At 70.9% G+C, this 18,578-nt stretch carries 12 protein-coding genes; 5 read left to right on the top strand and 7 right to left on the bottom strand.

Annotated features, from left to right (window positions below; all coding sequences use genetic code 11):
* Window positions 1-76: 76 nt before the first annotated feature.
* The 3 genes from ACIOMQ_RS19775 to ACIOMQ_RS19765 all read right to left on the bottom strand — a co-directional run bounded on the left by ACIOMQ_RS19775 (window position 77) and on the right by ACIOMQ_RS19765 (window position 4,807).
* The gene (locus tag ACIOMQ_RS19775) at window positions 77-1,285 is read right to left on the bottom strand and encodes a branched-chain amino acid ABC transporter substrate-binding protein (RefSeq protein WP_362206753.1); all 1,209 of its coding nucleotides are present in this window, start codon (window positions 1,283-1,285) and stop codon (window positions 77-79) included.
* Window positions 1,286-1,942: 657 nt separating this feature from the next.
* Window positions 1,943-2,413, bottom strand: a complete 471-nt coding sequence (locus ACIOMQ_RS19770) for a hotdog fold thioesterase (RefSeq protein WP_362206706.1) — start codon at window positions 2,411-2,413, stop codon at window positions 1,943-1,945.
* A gap of 102 nt (window positions 2,414-2,515) precedes the next feature.
* The gene (locus tag ACIOMQ_RS19765) at window positions 2,516-4,807 is read right to left on the bottom strand and encodes an FdhF/YdeP family oxidoreductase (RefSeq protein WP_401940784.1); all 2,292 of its coding nucleotides are present in this window, start codon (window positions 4,805-4,807) and stop codon (window positions 2,516-2,518) included.
* Between the two features lie 164 nt (window positions 4,808-4,971).
* Here ACIOMQ_RS19765 and polA point away from each other — a divergent pair, with 164 nt between their 5' ends.
* Window positions 4,972-7,683 carry a DNA polymerase I gene (gene polA / locus ACIOMQ_RS19760; protein WP_362206708.1) on the top strand — a complete coding sequence of 904 codons (2,712 nt, stop codon included), beginning with the start codon at window positions 4,972-4,974 and terminating at the stop codon, window positions 7,681-7,683.
* Window positions 7,684-7,791: 108 nt separating this feature from the next.
* Here polA and ACIOMQ_RS19755 read toward each other — a convergent pair whose 3' ends face one another.
* Entirely contained in the window at window positions 7,792-8,631 is an 840-nt protein-coding gene (locus ACIOMQ_RS19755; protein ID WP_401940787.1) for a DUF4184 family protein, read from the bottom strand.
* Window positions 8,632-8,815: 184 nt separating this feature from the next.
* Between ACIOMQ_RS19755 and ACIOMQ_RS19750 the strand changes: the two genes are divergently transcribed.
* From ACIOMQ_RS19750 to ACIOMQ_RS19740, 3 genes are all read left to right on the top strand, one after another.
* Window positions 8,816-10,522, top strand: coding sequence for a lytic transglycosylase domain-containing protein (locus tag ACIOMQ_RS19750; RefSeq protein ID WP_401940789.1), 1,707 nt, complete (start codon window positions 8,816-8,818; stop codon window positions 10,520-10,522).
* 162 nt (window positions 10,523-10,684) lie between these two features.
* Complete coding sequence (locus tag ACIOMQ_RS19745) at window positions 10,685-10,825, top strand: SPW_0924 family protein (RefSeq protein WP_266745573.1); 141 nt, start codon at window positions 10,685-10,687, stop codon at window positions 10,823-10,825.
* Window positions 10,826-10,862: 37 nt separating this feature from the next.
* Window positions 10,863-11,867: a DUF3068 domain-containing protein gene (locus ACIOMQ_RS19740; protein ID WP_362206711.1), complete on the top strand. Its 1,005-nt coding sequence runs from the start codon at window positions 10,863-10,865 to the stop codon at window positions 11,865-11,867.
* 55 nt (window positions 11,868-11,922) lie between these two features.
* On the opposite strand, the gene hrpB is transcribed toward ACIOMQ_RS19740, so the two are convergent.
* Both hrpB and ACIOMQ_RS19730 read right to left on the bottom strand, forming a co-directional pair.
* Entirely contained in the window at window positions 11,923-14,415 is a 2,493-nt protein-coding gene (gene hrpB, locus ACIOMQ_RS19735; RefSeq protein ID WP_402189671.1) for an ATP-dependent helicase HrpB, read from the bottom strand.
* Window positions 14,416-14,481: 66 nt separating this feature from the next.
* Complete coding sequence (locus tag ACIOMQ_RS19730; protein ID WP_362206713.1) at window positions 14,482-15,294, bottom strand: class I SAM-dependent methyltransferase; 813 nt, start codon at window positions 15,292-15,294, stop codon at window positions 14,482-14,484.
* A 399-nt stretch (window positions 15,295-15,693) separates the two neighbouring features.
* Between ACIOMQ_RS19730 and rpsA the strand changes: the two genes are divergently transcribed.
* Window positions 15,694-17,205, top strand: a complete 1,512-nt coding sequence (gene rpsA, locus ACIOMQ_RS19725; protein ID WP_072483117.1) for a 30S ribosomal protein S1 — start codon at window positions 15,694-15,696, stop codon at window positions 17,203-17,205.
* A 98-nt stretch (window positions 17,206-17,303) separates the two neighbouring features.
* Here rpsA and ACIOMQ_RS19720 read toward each other — a convergent pair whose 3' ends face one another.
* Entirely contained in the window at window positions 17,304-18,278 is a 975-nt protein-coding gene (locus ACIOMQ_RS19720) for a right-handed parallel beta-helix repeat-containing protein (RefSeq protein ID WP_401940817.1), read from the bottom strand.
* Window positions 18,279-18,578 lie beyond the last annotated feature (300 nt).

Below are 18,578 nucleotides of genomic sequence, written 5' to 3'. Positions count from 1 at the left end.
ATGGCACCGCGCGGGAGCGCTGGTGGCGCTCCCGCGCGGTCTGGTGTCGTTCAGTGTGGGGCCGGGAGGGCGTGGATCAGGGCTTGTAGGCCTCGCTGAGCTTGGAGGTCCACTTGCCGCCGTCGACCTGGTAGGCGGTCATCATGGTGTTGGTGGTGTCGCCGTATTCGTCGAAGGAGACCGGGCCGGTGACGCCGTCGAACTTGACCTTGCTCATGGCGTCGAGGACCTTGGCGCGGGCGTCGTCGGGGAGCTTGCCGTCGTTCTCGGAGACGGCGAGCTTGACGGCTTCGATGATCGACCAGGTGGCGTCGTAGGTGCCGCCGCCGTAGGCCTCGTAGGCGTCCTTGTATCCGGCCGTCTTGTAGTCCGCGATGAACTTCTTGGCGGAGTCGAGTTCCTCGACGGGCTTGCCGACGGAGGTGGCGATGTCGCCCTGGGCCTTCTTGTTGAGCTTGATGAAGTCGGCGCTGTACATGCCGTCGCCGCCCATGAGGGGGATCTGGACGCTGTCCTTGAGCTGCTGGCTCAGGGGTGCGCCGGCGGGGTATTCGCCGCCGTAGTAGACGGCTTTGGCGCCGGACTTCTTGACCTTGGTGACGACGGCGTTGAAGTCGCGGTCGTCGGGGTTGACGTGGTCGGAGCCGACGATCTTGCCGCCGAGGGTGGTGAAGGTGTTCTTGAAGGAGGCGGCGAGGCCGGCGCCGTAGGGCTTCTGGTCGTCGATGAGGTAGACCTGCTTGATCTTCGCGTCGTTGAAGAGGTACTTCGCGGCGAAGGCGCCCTGGATCTGGTCCGTGGTGGCGGTGCGGAAGTAGGTCTTGAAGGGGCGCTTCTTGTCGCCGGTCTTCCAGTTCTCGCCCTGGGTGAGCTCGGTGCCGGTGTTGGCGGGGGAGACCTGGGTGAGGCCGGCGTCGTTGAGCGGCTTCTGCATCGACTGGGAGACGCCGGAGTTGAGCGGGCCGACGACGCCGACGACGGTGTCGTCGTCGATGAACTTCTGGGCGTTCTGCTGGCCGACGGAGGGTTGTGCCTGGTCGTCGAGCGGCTTGACCTCGAACTTGATGCCGGGGACGGTCTTTTCCTTGTTCGCCGTCTTGGCGGCGAGGTCCGCGGAGTTCTTGATGCCGAGGCCGAGGGCGGACAGGTCGCCGGTGATGGGCGCGTCGACGCCGATGACGACGGTCTTGGTGTCGCCGCTGCTGCTGTTGTTGCTGTCGTCGCGCGACCCGCAGGCGGTGAGTGTCAGTGCTCCGGTGGTGAGCACTGTGGTGAGTATGAGCAAAGAACGGTGTCGCACGAAAGGTCCTTTCCCTGGCGCGGCCTCCTCTGCTTGAGGTGCCGTGTCGTTCGCCGGGCCGTACTGGTTGGTACAGGGCCGTGCTGGACGCGCCCGGCGGCGCGGTGACTGGCGGTGACTCTAGGCGCAGGTGTGGTGGTCCGGGATGGGTCCGCCGCAGGATGTGACTGTCTTGTTATGCCCTTGAGCAAGGCTTGAGGTGGCTGTGCTGACATGTACGGTTTTTTACCGGTCGGCGAAGTGACCGCATGGTGAGAACGCCCAGCTCTGCTAAGGGGCTTGGGCCGATCTTGCTGCTGTCGCGCGATGCGGGGTGTGGAGGGGTTCGCGGGGGCGTGCGGGGTCGCCCGGCGGCTGCGGGGTCGGGGCCGGGGTGTGGCGCGGGGGTGTTCGCGCAAGGCGCGCCGGTTACGCAGTGTTACATCGGGCGGGATGTGGTCGACGCGGTGTTGTGTGCGCCGAGTGTGGCCGGGGTGCCGAGTGGGCCACACAAAGGACCCTGTGGTCAATGGAGTTGGCCGGTTTGTTTGCTCAACTGCGCTGTGCGCACGGGGGGTTGTGAGTGGGAATGCTGCTGCCCGGCCGGTTTGCGGTCCGGCCGGGCAGCGGTGTCGAGGGTGCGTTGCGTTGTGTTCCGGTCGGTCAGGCGGTGCCGGGGCCGGACGCGTCGCGGAGCATGCAGGTGAGGCGGGCGGTGCAGACCCGCTTGTCGTGCTCGTCGGTGATGGTGATCTCGTACGTGGCGGTGGAGCGGCCGCGGTGTACGGGGGTGGCGACGCCGGTGACGAGGCCGCTGCGTACCCCTCGGTGGTGGGTGCAGTTCAGATCGACGCCCACGGCGAACTTGGAGGCGCCGCCGTGGAGCATGGAGCCGATCGAGCCGAGGGTCTCGGCGAGGACGGCGGAGGCGCCGCCGTGGAGCAGCCCGTAGGGCTGGGTGTTGCCCTCGACGGGCATGGTGCCGACGACGCGGTCCGCGGAGGCCTCGACGATCGTGACGCCCATCCGCTCGCCGAGGTGGCCGGCGGAGAACAGGGCGGGCAGGTCGACGCCGAGTGCGGCGTATTCGTCGATGATCTCCTGGGGGAACTTGGGTGTGGTGTGCTCGCCCATGGGGTCCGGCTCCGATCGTCTGCGGTGGTTCATAGCTTTATTGCTGTGTGCATCGTTCTTATCAGACGACTGAGCGAACGCTTAGTGGATTGTGTGCCCGGATCAGCCCCGGGCGTTCTGCGCCCGGACGTTCTCGAAGCGCACGACGACGGACTTGCTGGCGGGGGTGTTGCTGGTGTCGGCCGTGGCGCCGAGGGGGACCAGCACATTGGTCTCCGGGTAGTAGGCGGCGGCGCAGCCCCGGGCCGTCGGGTAGTGGACGATGCGGAAGCCGGGTGCGCGGCGCTCCACCCCGTCCTTCCACTCGCCGACCAGGTCGGTGTACGCGCCGTCGGCCAGGCCGAGGGCGCGGGCGTCGTCGGGGTTGACCAGGACGACGCGGCGGCCGTCCCTGATGCCGCGGTAGCGGTCGTCGAGGCCGTAGATCGTGGTGTTGTACTGGTCGTGCGAGCGCAGGGTCTGCAGCAGCAGTCTGCCTTCGGGGAGTTCGGGGTATTCGACGGGTGCGGCGGTGAAGTTGGCCCTGCCGGTCGCGGTGGGGAAGCGGCGCTCGTCGCGCGGGGCGTGCGGGAGGGTGAAACCGCCGGGCAGGGCGGCGCGGGCGTTGAAGTCCTCGAAGCCGGGGACGACGCGGGAGATGCGGTCGCGGATCGTCGCGTAGTCCTTCTCGAACTCCTCCCAGGGGGTGGCCGATCCGGGGCCGAGGACGGCGCGGGCGAGGCGGGCGACGATGGCGGGCTCGGAGAGCAGGTGGGGGCTCGCGGGGGTGAGGTTGCCGCGCGAGGCGTGGACCATGCTCATGGAGTCCTCGACGGTGACGAACTGCTTGCCGCTCGCCTGGACGTCCTTGTCGGTGCGGCCCAGCGTCGGCAGGATCAGCGCGCGGGTACCGGTCACGGCGTGCGAGCGGTTGAGTTTGGTGGAGACGTGGACGGTGAGGCGGGCGCGGCGCATCGCGGCCTCGGTGACCTGCGTGTCGGGGGTGGCCGCGACGAAGTTTCCGCCCATGGCGAAGAAGACCTTGGCGTCGCCGTCGCGCAGGGCCTGGATGGAGCGGACGACGTCGTAGCCGTGGTGGCGCGGTGAGGTGATCCCGAATTCCTTGTCGAGGGCGTCGAGGAAGGCGGGAGCGGGCCGCTCGAAGATGCCCATGGTGCGGTCGCCCTGGACGTTGGAGTGGCCGCGGACGGGGCAGACTCCGGCGCCGGGACGGCCGATGCTGCCGCGCAGCAGGAGGAGGTTGACGACTTCGCGGATGGTCGGCACGGAGTGCTTGTGCTGGGTGAGGCCCATGGCCCAGCACACGATGGTGCGCTTCGAGGCGAGGACCATCGCGAGGGCCTCCTCGATGGCGCCGCGGGTGAGGCCGGTGGCGGTGAGGGTCTGCTCCCAGTCGGCTTCGCGGGCCGCGGCCGCGAACTCCTCGTAACCATGGGTGTGTTCCCGTACGAAGGTCTCGTCGACGGCGCCCGCGGTCTCCAGGATCATTCTGTTGAGGAGCCGGAAGAGTGCCTGGTCGCCGCCGATGCGGATCTGCAGGAAGAGGTCGTTGAGCGCGGCGCCCCTGATCATGCCGAGCGGGGTCTGCGGGTTCTTGAACCGCTCCAGGCCGGCCTCGGGCAGCGGATTCACCGAAATGATCTTCGCACCCGCGGACTTGGCCTTCTCCAGGGCGGAGAGCATCCGGGGATGGTTGGTGCCGGGGTTCTGCCCGGCGACGATGATCAGGTCCGCTCGGTGGAGGTCTTCCAGCGAGACGCTGCCCTTGCCGATGCCGATGGTCTCCGTCAGCGCCGAGCCGGAGGACTCGTGGCACATGTTGGAGCAGTCGGGGAGGTTGTTGGTGCCGAATTCGCGGGCGAAGAGCTGGAGCAGGAACGCGGCCTCGTTGCTGGTGCGCCCCGAGGTGTAGAAGAGGGCCTCGTCGGGGGAGCCGAGCGCGCCCAGCTCCTCGGCGATGATGCCGAAGGCCCGCTCCCAGGTCACCGCCTCGTACCGCTCGGCGCCCTCCGGGAGGTACATGGGCTGGGTGATCCGGCCCTGCTGGCCCAGCCAGTACCCGCTGCGCGAGGCGAGGTCGGCGACGGGGTGCGCGGCGAAGAAGCCGGGGGTGACGCGGCGCAGCGTCGCCTCCTCGGCGACGGCCTTGGCGCCGTTCTCGCAGAATTCCGCCGTGTGCCGCTTGTCGCCCTCGGGCCAGGCGCAGCCGGGGCAGTCGAAGCCGTCCTTCTGGTTGACCTTGAGGAGGGTCTGCGCGGTGCGCCGCACGCCCATCTGCTGCTGGGCGATGAGCAGGCTGTGGGCCACGGCCGGCAGCCCGGCGGCGGCGTGCTGCGCCGGTTCGACCCTCGGTGCGTCCTGGACCGGGTCACCTGCGGGCGGTTTCGTGGCCATGGTGCACTCCCCTTCGAGTTCGAGCCGGCCGCGCACGGGCGCGGTGCGCTGTATGTGCCGATGCGTGCGCCTTCCGGTGTCGATCCTGTCACGCGGTACCGGCAGAGCGTCCCGGGAGCCGTGCGCGGTCGGGATTGTCAGTGGTCCGTGGCAGGATCGGGGGCGTGGCTGAGACGGCATCGAAGAAGACGGCAGACAACCGACCGCGCCTGCTCCTGATGGACGGGCACTCCCTGGCGTACCGGGCGTTCTTTGCGCTGCCTGCGGAGAATTTCACGACAGGGTCGGGCCAGCCGACGAACGCGGTGTACGGCTTCGCCTCGATGCTGGCGAACACACTGCGTGACGAGGCGCCGACGCATTTCGCGGTGGCGTTCGACGTCTCGCGCAAGACCTGGCGGTCGGAGGAGTTCCCCGAGTACAAGGCGAACCGGTCGAAGACCCCGGACGAGTTCCGGGGCCAGGTGGAGCTGATCGGCGAGCTGCTCGACGCGATGCACGCCGACCGTTTCGCGATCGACGGTTTCGAGGCGGACGATGTCATCGCCACGCTGGCCACGCAGGCCGAGGCGGCCGGTTTCGAGGTGCTGATCGTCACCGGTGACCGGGATTCGTTCCAGCTGATCACGGACGACGTCACCGTGCTGTATCCGACGAAGGGCGTCTCGGAGCTGACGCGCTTCACCCCGGCGAAGGTCGAGGAGAAGTACGGGCTCACGCCGCGGCAGTACCCGGACTTCGCGGCGCTGCGCGGTGACCCGTCGGACAACCTTCCGGGCATTCCCGGCGTCGGCGAGAAGACCGCCGCGAAGTGGATCAACCAGTTCGGTTCGTTCGACGAGCTGGTGGAGCGCGCCGAGGAGGTCAAGGGCAAGGCCGGGCAGAATTTCCGGGACCACCTGGACGCGGTGCGGCTGAACCGCAGGCTGACCGAGATGGTCCGCGACGTGGAGCTGCCGAAGACCCCGCAGGAGCTGGAGCGCGCGCCGTACGACCGCACCGCGGTGACGGGCGTGCTGGACGTCCTGGAGATCCGCAACCCGAGCCTGCGCGAGCGGCTGCTGGCCGTCGACCCGGGCGCGGCCGAGGAGGAGGCCCCGGCGCCCGCCGCGGGCGTCGAACTGGACGGCGCGGTGCTGGAGGCGGGCGAGCTGGCGCCCTGGCTCGCCGAGCACGGCGGGCAGCCGCTCGGGGTCGCCACCGTCGACACCTGGTCTCTCGGCGCGGGCACGGTCACCGAGGTCGCGCTCGCCGCGGCCGGCGGGGCGGCGGCCTGGTTCGACCCCGCGGAACTCGACGAGGGCGACGAGCAGGCGTTCGCCGCCTGGATCGCCGACGCGCGGCGGCCGAAGGTCATGCACAACGCGAAGAGCGCCATGCGGGTCTTCCCGGAGCACGGCTGGCAGGTCGACGGCGTCACGATGGACACCGCGCTGGCCGCCTATCTGGTCAAGCCGGGCCGCCGTTCCTTCGCGCTGGACGCGCTGGCGGTGGAGTACCTGGGCCGGGAACTGGCCCCCGCGGCGGCGTCGGACGGGCAGCTGGCCTTCGGCGCGGACGACCGGGCCGAGGCCGACGCCCTGATGGCACAGGCCCGCGCGGTCCTGGATCTGGGTGACGCGTTCACCACCAGGCTGGCGGAGGTCGGCGCGGCCGGGCTGCTGCACGACATGGAGCTGCCGACGTCCGCGCTGCTGGCCCGTCTGGAGCGGCACGGCATCGCCGCGGACCGGGCCCATCTGGAAGGCATGGAGCAGCAGTTCGCCGGTGCGGTGCAGCAGGCGGTGAAGGAGGCCCACGCCGCGGTCGGCCACGAGTTCAACCTCGGTTCGCCCAAGCAGCTCCAGGAAGTCCTCTTCGGCGAGCTGGGCCTGCCCAAGACGAAGAAGACGAAGACCGGATACACGACGGACGCCGACGCCCTGGCCTGGCTCGCCGCGCAGACCGAGCACGAGCTGCCGGTCATCATGCTGCGCCACCGCGAACAGGCGAAGCTGCGGGTCACGGTCGAGGGCCTGATCAAGACGGTCGCGGCCGACGGACGTATCCACACCACGTTCAACCAGACGGTGGCGGCGACCGGCCGGCTCTCCTCCACCGACCCCAATCTGCAGAACATCCCGGTCCGCACGGACGAGGGCCGGGCCATCCGCCGGGGCTTCGTCGTCGGTGAGGGTTTCGAGACGCTGATGACGGCCGACTACAGCCAGATCGAACTGCGGGTGATGGCCCACCTCTCCGAGGACGCCGGCCTCATCGAGGCGTTCACCTCCGGGGAGGACCTGCACACCACGGTCGCCTCGCAGGTCTTCGGCGTCGGCAAGTCTGCCGTCGACCCGGAGATGCGCCGCAAGATCAAGGCCATGAGCTACGGACTCGCGTACGGGCTCTCCGCGTTCGGCCTCTCCCAGCAGCTGAACATCGAGGCGGGTGAGGCACGCGGCCTGATGGACACCTACTTCGAGCGGTTCGGCGGAGTGCGCGACTACCTGCACCGCGTGGTGGAGGAAGCCAGGGCCACCGGTTACACGGAGACGGTCTTCGGCCGCCGCCGCTACCTCCCCGACCTCAACAGCGACAACCGCCAGCGCCGCGAGATGGCCGAGCGGATGGCGCTCAACGCACCGATCCAGGGCACGGCGGCGGACATCGTCAAGGTCGCCATGCTCCATGTCGACCGGGCGTTGACCGAGGCGAAGCTGAAGTCCCGGATGCTGCTCCAGGTCCACGACGAAATCGTGCTGGAGATCGCCGAGGGCGAGCGCGCGCAGGTGGAGGAGATCCTCCGCCACGAGATGTCCACGGCCGTGCAGTTGCGTGCCCCGCTGGACGTCTCGGTCGGTGTCGGCACGGACTGGGAGTCCGCGGCGCACTGACGCGGTGCACCGACACGTCGGCGTCGGGCGGGCCCGGGGTCCGTACCGGACGAACGGGCCCGGGGGCCGTATCAGGCAGACGGGCCTAGAGGTCCGTACCGGGCACCCCTAGGCCCGTCCGGCGGCCGCGCGCACGGAAGGGCGCGGCCGCCGCAGCCGCATCCACGCCCCGTACAGCACCAGGCCCACCGCCAGCCCCGCCCCGGCACCGAAGCAGGCGGTCGGGATGATGTCCAGCGGGGTGTCGATGTGCCCGAAGTACGCGTACCAGCGTGCGCACCGGTGGATGATGCCGAGCAGGACGCAGACGCTCAGCAGCGCCCCCGCCGCCCACCGTCCCCGACGGCCCAGCACCGGCACGGACGGCGGGGCCGGGCGCGCCCCCGTCCGCCGCAGCCCCGATGCCGTGAACCAGGTGAGCAGGGCCAGGGCCACCGCCGAACTGCCGTACTGCACCAACTGGAACACGGGATACCCGCCGACGCTCCCGTCCAGCACCGGCACCAGTCGCACGCCCCACCGGTCGTGGTGGGTGAAGGCGTCCCAGACGACATGGGTGGCGGCCCCGATGACCGCCGACAGTACGAACCACCCACCGTCCCGGACCCTCCACGCCTCCGGGCCGGACGCGTGGAGCTGCCCTCGGACGAACGCGTGCACCCGTCCCTGCCAGGCCCTCGGCAACAGCGCCACCAGCGGTTCGCGCAGCAGCAGCCACAGTGCCACCAGGGCCCCGGTGATCAGCACGTCGACCGTGAACACGCCCCCCACCGAGTGGGTGACCTGCCCGAACTCCATGGCGCCCGGGATCGCGGTGTCCGCGTAGTACGTCATGTCGGGGGCGAACGAGCCCGCGACGAGGGCGGAGGCGAGGAGCGGGCCGCGCGCCGTTCCGTTCCGCCGTATCCCCGGCAGCACGGCGGCGGCATGACTGAGTGTGAACGGCATGGCGGCAAGTATGGGCGAGCCGCTGTCGCTCGCCGGACAGCCGCTGTACAACTTGCTGTCGAGAACGTGAAAAACAGGTGAGAACCGGTCAGTGCACGGTGTTCCGGCGGCACGAGTTGCCGTAGGGTCGCCTGAGTCCAGGCGCTGGGGAGCGCGGACCGTCATCGAAGGGGAGGCCAGAGGTATGGCAGCGCAGTTCGGTCGCCGACTTCGCAAGGGGGCGACCACCACCGCTGTGGCTGCCGTCGCCGTGGCGGCGCTCTCCGCCTCGGGAGCCCCCGGTACACCGCTGGTCGGCGACAGCGGCGACCAGCAGTCCGCCGGAACGACCCCTCCGCCCGACAGCGGCGCGGCCACCGGCAACTCCCCGTACTACACGGACCTGCCCCCGCTGAACACGCCCAACAAGCCGGGAACCACCACGAACCTGCCCGCCACCGGCAGCGCGGAATCCGGCATTCCGGCTTCGATCCTGGCCGCGTACAAGAAGGCCGAGCAGACCGTCGCCGACAGCGACGCCGCCTGCCGGCTGCCGTGGCAGCTGCTCGCCGCGATCGGCAAGGTCGAGTCCGGCCAGGCCCGCGGCGGCCGGGTCGACGCGAACGGCACCACGTTCTCCCCGATCCTCGGCCCGGTCCTCGACGGCCGGGGCTTCGCCATGATCAAGGACACCGACAACGGGGCGTACGACGGGGACGCGACGCACGACCGTGCCGTCGGCCCGATGCAGTTCATCCCGTCCACCTGGGCCACCTGGGGCCAGGACGGCAACGGCGACGGCCGCAAGGACCCCAACAACATCTACGACGCGGCGCTCGCCGCCGGACGCTACCTCTGCGCCGGATCCCGCGATCTGTCCCTCGCCGCGGACCTCGACCGGGCGGTCCTGAGCTACAACCACTCGGACGCCTACCTCCGTACGGTCCGCTCCTGGTTCGACTACTACAAGCGCGGCACCCACGAGATCCCCGACGGCACCGGCGCGAACCCGCCCGGCCTCGGCGGCGGCACGGACCCGGGCCCCAGCAGCCCGAACACCACCCCTTCGCCGTCCGGATCCACCGAGCCCAGGCCTAAGCCCACTCCGGAGCCCTCGAAGCCGGGCGGCGGCACGACCAGCCCGAAGCCCACCCCCACCCCCACGCCGTCCCAGACCCTCGCGGGAGTGGAGAACGCCGGCACCGGCACGCTGACCGCCACCGCGGGCACCGCGTTCGCCGAGCGGATCAAGGTACGGGCCGAGAACAGCCTCGGCGGCCCGCTCGCCAAGGTGTCCGTGACCTTCACCGTCTCCGGTGACACGGACGCGGCCTTCAACGGCGGGAAGAAGGCGGTCACCCTCTTCACCGGAGCCGACGGTACGGTCACCGCCCCGGTGCTGAAGGCGGGCGAGAAGGCGGGCAGGTTCACGGTGCGGGCCGCCGCCACCGGCCGCTCGCTGCCCGCCGTCACCTACGGCGCGACCGTCACCGCCCGGCAGGCCGACGCGATCGCCAGGACCGACGACAAGGCCCTGACCGCCGCGCCCGGCGCCGAGTTCGCCGACGCCGCCGAGGTCAAGGCGACCTACAAGGGCGCCGTCGCCGCCGGTGTCGCCGTCACCGCCACCATGATCACCGACACCGACACCGACACCGACGCCGCCCCCGGCACCGAAGCCGAAGCCGCCGAGCCGGCCGAGAACGACAAGGGCCCGTACTTCAAGGACGCGCACGGCAAGACGGTCCGTACCCTCACGGACCTCAAGACCGACGCCGACGGCATCCTGAAGCTCCCGAAGATCTACGCCGACGACACCACGGGCACCTACAAGCTGCGCCTCACCACCGAAGGCGGCGCCACCGTCGTCATCGAGCTCACGATCGAGGCCCCGGAGGCCCCCGCCGCCTGATCCGCCCGGCCGCACCTCGCGACAGCCCCTCCGCCACCACCCGGCAGAGGGGCTGTCGCGCGTCTTCTCGTCCCGCGCCCGGTGTTCTCATCTCGCGCCCGCGTTGCTACGGTGCCCCAACCCTGACGACCCATCAGATCTGTGCTCTACGGGAGGACCGGCATGCGTGCCCTCGTCGCCGCCGCCATCGGGCTGGCCGCAGCCCTCGCGCTCGTCTTCACCATCAGCGCGATCGGCGCCCCGCCCGGAGAGACCTCGCCCAAACCTCTGCTGACCACCGTCCCGGGCCCCAAGAACCAGTAGCCGCAAGAAGCAACAGAAGCTGAGGGAGGGCACCACCATGCGCCGCCGAGCCAGCCTCGTACTCCTGGCCTTCGCCGTCTTCTTCGCCGCCATGTCGCCCCTGCTGCGCTGGTACGCCTTCCCGAGGCTGGCGAAGATCCCGCCCAGTCAGTACCAGGAGACGGTGCTGGAGGCGAAGCCCGCCACCCTCCTCGACTACAACGACAACATGAAGGTGAAGCGGGTCCCCAAGGTCACCATCGTGCAGACCCTCAAAGGCAACGTGGAGGAGTCCGAGAAGATCGAGCGCAGCGCCGGCCGCGACGTCGTCGTCTGGGACGCCCTCAGCTACGTCGTCGGTCCGGACGGCAAGATGGTCTCCGAGATCCCCGAGCGCTACATCTTCGACGCCCACAGCCAGGCCCCCGTCCACGCCACCGGGGAATCGGTCGACGGCGACCCGGTCAGGCGCGAGGGCATCGAGTTCAAGTGGCCCTTCCTCACCCAGAAACGCGACTACGAGTACTTCGACGCCCAGGCCCGCACCAGTTCGCCCATCCACTACCGGGGCACCCGCACCTTCCACGGCATGGACGTCTACTACTTCGAGCAGACCATCCCGTGGACCAAGGTCCCGATGCCGAAGAAGATGCCCATCAAGGGCGTCACCCCGGAACAGATCGCGAAGACGGGCATGACCCGCTGGTACACCACCAAGCGGATGTTCTGGGTGGACCCGGTCACCGGAGCGCCCGTCAACGGCGAGGAGATCCACAAGGAGGAGCTGCGCAACGCCAAGGCGATGGGCCTGCCCCAGGACACCGTCACCGTGTTCGCCGGGCACGTCAAGATGCGCGCGGACTACGTCGATTCGATCGTCGCCCTGGTCAAGTCCCAGCGCCTGCTGGTCCTGCTGCTCACCTCGTACCTGCCCTGGGGCTTCCTGGTCCTCGGCGCCGGACTGCTCGCGCTCGCCCTGTGGCTGGAGGCCCGCTCCCGGCGTCCGGACGGACGGCTGCCCGGCGGAGCACCCGCGCCCGCCCCGGAACCTGCTCCCGCCTGAGCCGGGCCCCAGAGGGCCCGGCGGCAGGCTTCGCGGCGTCGCGGGGCCGGGGTGCCTACCGCCGGGCCCTCTTCGCGAACCGGGTCGCCTCCACCGTCGTGGGGTCCTCCGGCCACGGATGCTTCGGATAGCGGCCGCGCAGCTCCGCCCGTACGGCCCGGTAGCCGTCCCGCCAGAACGACGCCAGATCCGCGGTGACCGCCGCGGGGCGGCCGGCGGGGGAGAGGAGATGGACCAGGACCGGCACCCCGGCCACCCGCGGGGTCTCCCGCAGGCCGAACAGCTCCTGGAGCTTCACCGCGAGCACGGGCTGCGCCCCGCCGTACTCCACCCTGATACGGGAGCCGCTCGGCACCTCGATCCGCTCCGGTGCCAGCTCGTCCAGTCGCGCCGCCTCACCGGTCGCCCACGGCAGCAGCCGCCGCAACGCCTGCCCCGCGTCGATCCGCGCGAGATCGGAGCGCCGCCGGGCCCGTGACAACTCGGGCTCCAGCCACTGCCCGGTACGGTCCAGCAGCGCACCGTCCGACACATCCGGCCAGGGCGCCCCCAGCTCCCGGTGCAGAAAGGCGAGCCGCTCCCGCAGCTGCCCGGTGTCCCGCGTCCAGCGCAGCAGCCCGAGCCCCTCGCGCCGCAGCCCCTCGACGAGCGCCCCGCGCACCAGCTCGGGCGCCGGCTCCCTCAGGGGGCGCACCGACAGCTCGACGGCGCCCAGCCGCTCCACCCGACGGGCCACCACGTCGCCGTCGGCCCAACGGACCTCCTCGCCCGCGAAGCGCAGATGCCCGGCGGCCGTCCGCGCCGTGTCCTCGTCGACGACGGCGGCGAGCCGCACCCGCGCGGACGCGGCATGGGCGGGCCGGTCGGCGACCGCGACCGCCAGCCACGGCGCATTGCGCAGCCCCGACCCGTCCCGCAGCTGCGCACCCGTACCCGACACCATCAGGAACGCACCCTCGCCCCGGGCCCGCGCCACCCGCTCGGGGAACGCCAGCGCGGCCACCAGCCCGACGGCCCCGTCGTCCGGACCGGAACCTCCGTCCCCACCCCCTACCGACGAGGACAGCCGCCGGACCTCCTGCCGCCACCGCGCCGCGTACCCGTCCCCGCCCCGCCGGGCGGTACGCAGCGCCACCGCGAGATCGTCGCCGTACTCCCGCGGCGGCTCCTCGCTCAGCAGCGCCACCACCTCGGCCGCCCGCCGCCCGCCCACCTCGGCGGCGCCGTCCAGCAGGGCGCGCGCCAGCCGCGGATGCAGGCCCAGCCGGGACATCCGTACACCCCGCTCGGTGACCCGTCCCTGCGCGTCCACCGCGCCGACCGCCGTCAGCACCTCGCGCGCCGCGCCCATCGCACCCGCGGGCGGCGGATCGAGCAGCGCCAGCCCCGACGCGTCCGGATCGCCCCAGCAGGCCGCCTGCAACGCGAACGCCGTCAGATCGGCGACCTTGATCTCCGGGGACGGGAACCGCGCGAGCCGCCCGTCCTCCGCCTGCTCCCAGCACCGGTACACCGTTCCCGGAGCCTCCCGCCCGGCCCGGCCCGCGCGCTGCCTCCCCGCGGCCTGCGACGCCCGTACGGTCGTCAGCGCGCTCAGCCCCCGCGCGTGATCGGTACGCGGCTCCCTGGCCAGGCCCGAGTCGACCACGACACGCACCCCGGGCACCGTCAGGGAAGACTCCGCCACCGAGGTCGCCAGCACCACCCGCCGCCCCTCGGACGACCCGGCCAGCACCGCGTCCTGCACCGCCGCCGGAGCCCGCCCGTGCACCTGGAGCACCTCGGCGGCCACCCCCGCCAGCTGCCCCGCCACCCGCCCGATCTCGCCGACGCCGGGAAGGAAGCACAGCACGTCGCCGTCCCGTTCCGCGAGCGCGCGGCGCACCGTCGAGGCGACATGCGACAGCAGCGCCGGATCGACCCTCATCCCGTGCGGCGGCCGCACCGGACCGGCGGGCGGCGCCCAGACCACCTCCACCGGATGCGAGACACCCCGCGCCTCCACCACCGGGGCGTCGCCCAGCAGCCGCGCCCAGCCCTCCGCGTCGGTCGTCGCGGACGCGGCCACCAGCCGCAGATCGGGCCGGATCGCCTCGCGCACATCGAGAAGGAACGCGGCGACCGTGTCCGCGTCCAGATGCCGCTCGTGGCACTCGTCGATGATCACCGCGTCGACCCCGGCCAGCTCCTGGTCGCGCTGCAGCCGCTGGAGCAGCACCCCGGTGGTGACCACCTCCACCACCGTGCCGGGCCCCACCACCCGCTCCCCGCGGACCGTGAAGCCCACCCGCCCGCCGGCCCGCTCCCCGACGAGCCACGCCATCCGCCGCGCCGCCGCCCGCGCCGCGATCCGCCGCGGCTCGGCGACCACCACCCGGCGCACCGGGCCGCCCCCGACCAGACCGGCCAGGACCAGCGGTACGAGGGTCGTCTTGCCGGTGCCGGGCGGCGCGCAGAGCACCGCGGCACCGCGGTCGTCGAGCGCCCGCTCCAGAGCGGGCACAGCGGTGCGTACGGGCAACTGGTCCAGGGCGTCGGTACGGATCACGCCCCCAGTCTCGTACGGGCCGCCCCGCCCTCCGTACCCCGGGACCGCCCCGGGCCCTCCCCGGCGTCAGTCCCGTACGCAGACGAAGATCGCCGTGCCCGGGATCAGGTTCCCGCGCAGCGGGGACCAGCCGCCCCACTCCTGGTCGTTCCAGGCGGGCCACTCCGGTTCGACGAGATCGGCCAGCCGGAATCCGCCGGCCACCACGTCCCGCACCCGGTCGCCCAGCGTCCGGTGGTGCTCGACGTAGACCGCGTCGCCCCGTTCGTCCTGCTCGACGTAGGGGGTGCGGTCGAAGTACGAGGCCGCGACCGAGAGCCCCTCGGGCCCCGGCTCGTCCGGGAACGCCCAGCGGATCGGGTGCGTCACCGAGAAGACCCAGCGGCCCCCGGGGCGCAGCACCCGGTGCACCTCGCGGAACACCTGCACGGGGTCGGCGACGAACGGCACCGCGCCGTAGGCGGAGCACGCCAGGTCGAAGGAGCCGTCCCGGAACGGCAGCACCCCGGCGTCCGCCTCCACCAGGGGGACCCCGCCGCCGATCCGCAGCGCGTGCTGGAGCTGTCGGTGCGAGAGATCGAGGGCCACCGGACGCGCCCCCTGGGCGGCGAGCCAGCGCGAGCACTGCGCGGCGCCCGCGCCGATCTCCAGGACGTCCAGGCCGTTCAGCGACGCGGTGGGGCCGAGCAGACCTGCCTCGGCCTCGTCCAGCCCCTCCGGGCCCCAGACGAAGCGGTCGTCGCCGAGAAAGGCGCCGTGGTCGCTCTGGTACTCGTCGGCGTTCCGGTCCCACCAGCCGCGACTTGCCCGGCTGCTCTCGGCCTCCGACGCGCTGCGGCGAGTCGCCTCGGGGTCGGCCGCGTAGATCTCTTGGCTCATCGTGTCCGTCGTTGTAGTTTGCCTTCACCCGGCCGCACGCGGTACGCAAGCAGGGGTACCTGTCCGTACGGCTCCGTACCCATGGATTATCTCCTGGGGCCGATGTGGCCTCGGAGAACACGAATTGTGCCGGATATGACGCGTTGCGCCCCGGGTGTGCGCCTTCGCGCATTGACCGTGCCCGGCTCCGCCCGTATGCTACAAGTTGCGCTGCGAGCCTGCGCGCTTCAGACATAGCAGGCCGCGCTCGCATCTGTTGTATGTCCCCTCGGTTCACGAGGCGCCTCCCGTTCGGCGGGTCCGGTGCTTCCCGAGCTGTCCGGCCTTCGGCAGAGGTGATACGGGCTCCCGGCGTAGCAGTACCTACGACTCACTGTCCGTACCGGAGCCCTTTCCCACATGACGAGCAGCACCGAGACCACCGCCACCACCCCGCAGGTAGCGGTCAACGACATCGGTAACGAGGAAGCCTTCCTCGCCGCGATCGACGAGACGATCAAGTACTTCAACGACGGCGACATCGTCGACGGCGTCATCGTGAAGGTCGACCGGGACGAGGTCCTGCTCGACATCGGTTACAAGACCGAAGGCGTCATCCCCTCCCGCGAGCTTTCGATCAAGCACGACGTCGACCCGAACGAGGTCGTCAAGGTCGGCGACGAGATCGAGGCCCTGGTTCTCCAGAAGGAGGACAAGGAAGGCCGCCTCATCCTGTCCAAGAAGCGCGCTCAGTACGAGCGTGCCTGGGGCACGATCGAGAAGATCAAGGAAGAGGACGGCATCGTCACCGGTACCGTCATCGAGGTCGTCAAGGGTGGTCTCATCCTCGACATCGGCCTCCGTGGCTTCCTGCCGGCCTCCCTCGTCGAGATGCGCCGTGTCCGCGACCTCCAGCCCTACGTGGGCAAGGAGCTCGAGGCCAAGATCATCGAGCTGGACAAGAACCGCAACAACGTGGTCCTGTCCCGCCGTGCCTGGCTGGAGCAGACCCAGAGCGAGGTCCGCCAGACCTTCCTCACGACCCTGCAGAAGGGCCAGGTCCGCTCCGGCGTCGTTTCCTCGATCGTCAACTTCGGTGCGTTCGTGGACCTCGGCGGCGTCGACGGTCTCGTGCACGTCTCCGAGCTGTCCTGGAAGCACATCGACCACCCCTCCGAGGTTGTCGAGGTCGGCCAGGAAGTCACCGTCGAGGTCCTCGACGTCGACATGGACCGCGAGCGCGTCTCGCTGTCGCTCAAGGCGACGCAGGAAGACCCGTGGCAGCAGTTCGCCCGTACGCACCAGATCGGGCAGGTCGTTCCCGGTAAGGTCACCAAGCTCGTTCCGTTCGGTGCGTTCGTGCGCGTCGACGAGGGCATCGAGGGTCTGGTCCACATCTCCGAGCTGGCCGAGCGCCACGTGGAGATCCCGGAGCAGGTCGTCCAGGTCAACGACGAGATCTTCGTCAAGGTCATCGACATCGACCTGGAGCGTCGCCGCATCAGCCTCTCGCTGAAGCAGGCCAACGAGTCCTTCGGTGCCGACCCGGCCTCGGTCGAGTTCGACCCGACCCTGTACGGCATGGCCGCGTCCTACGACGACCAGGGCAACTACATCTACCCCGAGGGCTTCGACCCCGAGACCAACGACTGGCTCGAGGGCTACGAGACCCAGCGCGAGGCGTGGGAGACGCAGTACGCCGAGGCGCAGCAGCGCTTCGAGCAGCACCAGGCCCAGGTCATCAAGTCCCGCGAGGCCGACGAGGCCGCTGCTGCCGAGGGCGCTGCCGCCCCGGCCGGTGGCGCCCCGGCTGCCTCCGGCGGCAGCGGTGGCGGCTCGTACTCCTCGGAGTCCGCGGACAACTCCGGCGCCCTGGCGTCGGACGAGGCCCTGGCTGCCCTGCGCGAGAAGCTGGCGGGCGGCCAGAGCTGACGCTCTGCCCCTCCGGTCGGTGATCGATCGCAGTAGGTGAAAGTGAGGCCCGCTCCCTTCGGGGGGCGGGCCCCACTCGTTTCCGCGGGCGCGGGCCGCTACGGCGTGACGCCGATGTTGGTCAGCCCCTTGCCGCCGGTCACCGTGTTGCTGCTGTACACGGTGGTCGGGCAGCTCGCGCCGTAGTTGGTGACGTTGATCGCGATCCGCTTGTCGCCCGTGGAGCCGGACAGGTCCGAGGTGTTGTTGCGGAAGACGGTGCCGCAGCCCCAGCCACTCTGCTGGGTGTGGGTCTCGTAGCCGTTGTTGGTCGTACGGGAGCCCTTGTTGCCGTCGACCAGGACGTTGTTGCCCTTCACGTCGACCCAGGAGTCGTCGTAGTGGGCGCCGGTCAGCCCGCTGCCGTCGAAGGTGTTGCCGGTGATCTTCGCTCCGGTGGTGCCTTCCTTGATGTCGACGTTCTCGCCGCCCACCCCCGGTCCGATCGTGTTGTTCAGGATCTGGACCCGGTCGCTCCGGTCGGAGAGGTCGCCCGCGGTGCCGACGTAGACGCCCTCGCCCATGCCGCGGCCGTCGCGCCCGGTGTCGTAGATCCGCGAGTTCTTGATGACGCCGTCCTTGCTGGACTTGCGGAAGTGGACGCCCTCCATGTCCAGGTCGTGCACGGTCACGGAATCGATCACGACGCCGGTGGCGGTGTCGGCCACGATGCCCTTCTGGCCGCCGGTCACGGTGATGCCCTTGACGGTCCAGTAGGAGGCACTGTTGAGATGCAGCCCGTAGCCGCCGCCGGCGGTGAGGACGGCCTGGGCGGAACCGGTGAGGGTGATCCGGGCGGAGGTGGTGCCGGGGACGGTCGCCTTGAAGTTGCCGGTGTACGTGCCGTCGGCGAGCCGGATGGTGTCGCCGGGGGCGGCGGCGGTGAGGGCGGACTTGAGCTGGGCGGCGGTGCTCACGTCGATGACCGTCGCCGCGTCCGCGTCCGCGTCCGCGGTGGCGGCGGAGGCGAGGGCGGGGCCGCCGGTGGCGAGCGCGGCGACCAGCAGGGCGGGGAGCAGCGTGCGGGTGCGCATGGGGGGTGCCTTCCCGTCGAAGGAGTTCGAGAGGTTCTCGTACATGAATGTGGGGCGAGTCTCTGAACGTGCTGCCCAGTGACGGTAGGGACGGGGTCTGACGGTGTCAAGGTATGGACCATTGTTCGCGGGCGGTGGGCGGAGCGGAGGGGAAACCTGCGGGCAGCGCAGGCGGTTGACGGCCCGTAACGCGCTCCGGCCACGATTCCGGCGCATCTCGGTGTCCGTGGGGGACGGGGGCATGGCGCACCCCTGCTGCCGTGAACTCGGCGTTCCGGTCGAGGTGTTCACCGACATGAA

It is taken from the genome of Streptomyces sp. NPDC087845, assembly GCF_044742755.1.
Classification (GTDB): domain Bacteria; phylum Actinomycetota; class Actinomycetes; order Streptomycetales; family Streptomycetaceae; genus Streptomyces.
This window is presented reverse-complemented; position numbering and strand designations above follow the sequence as displayed.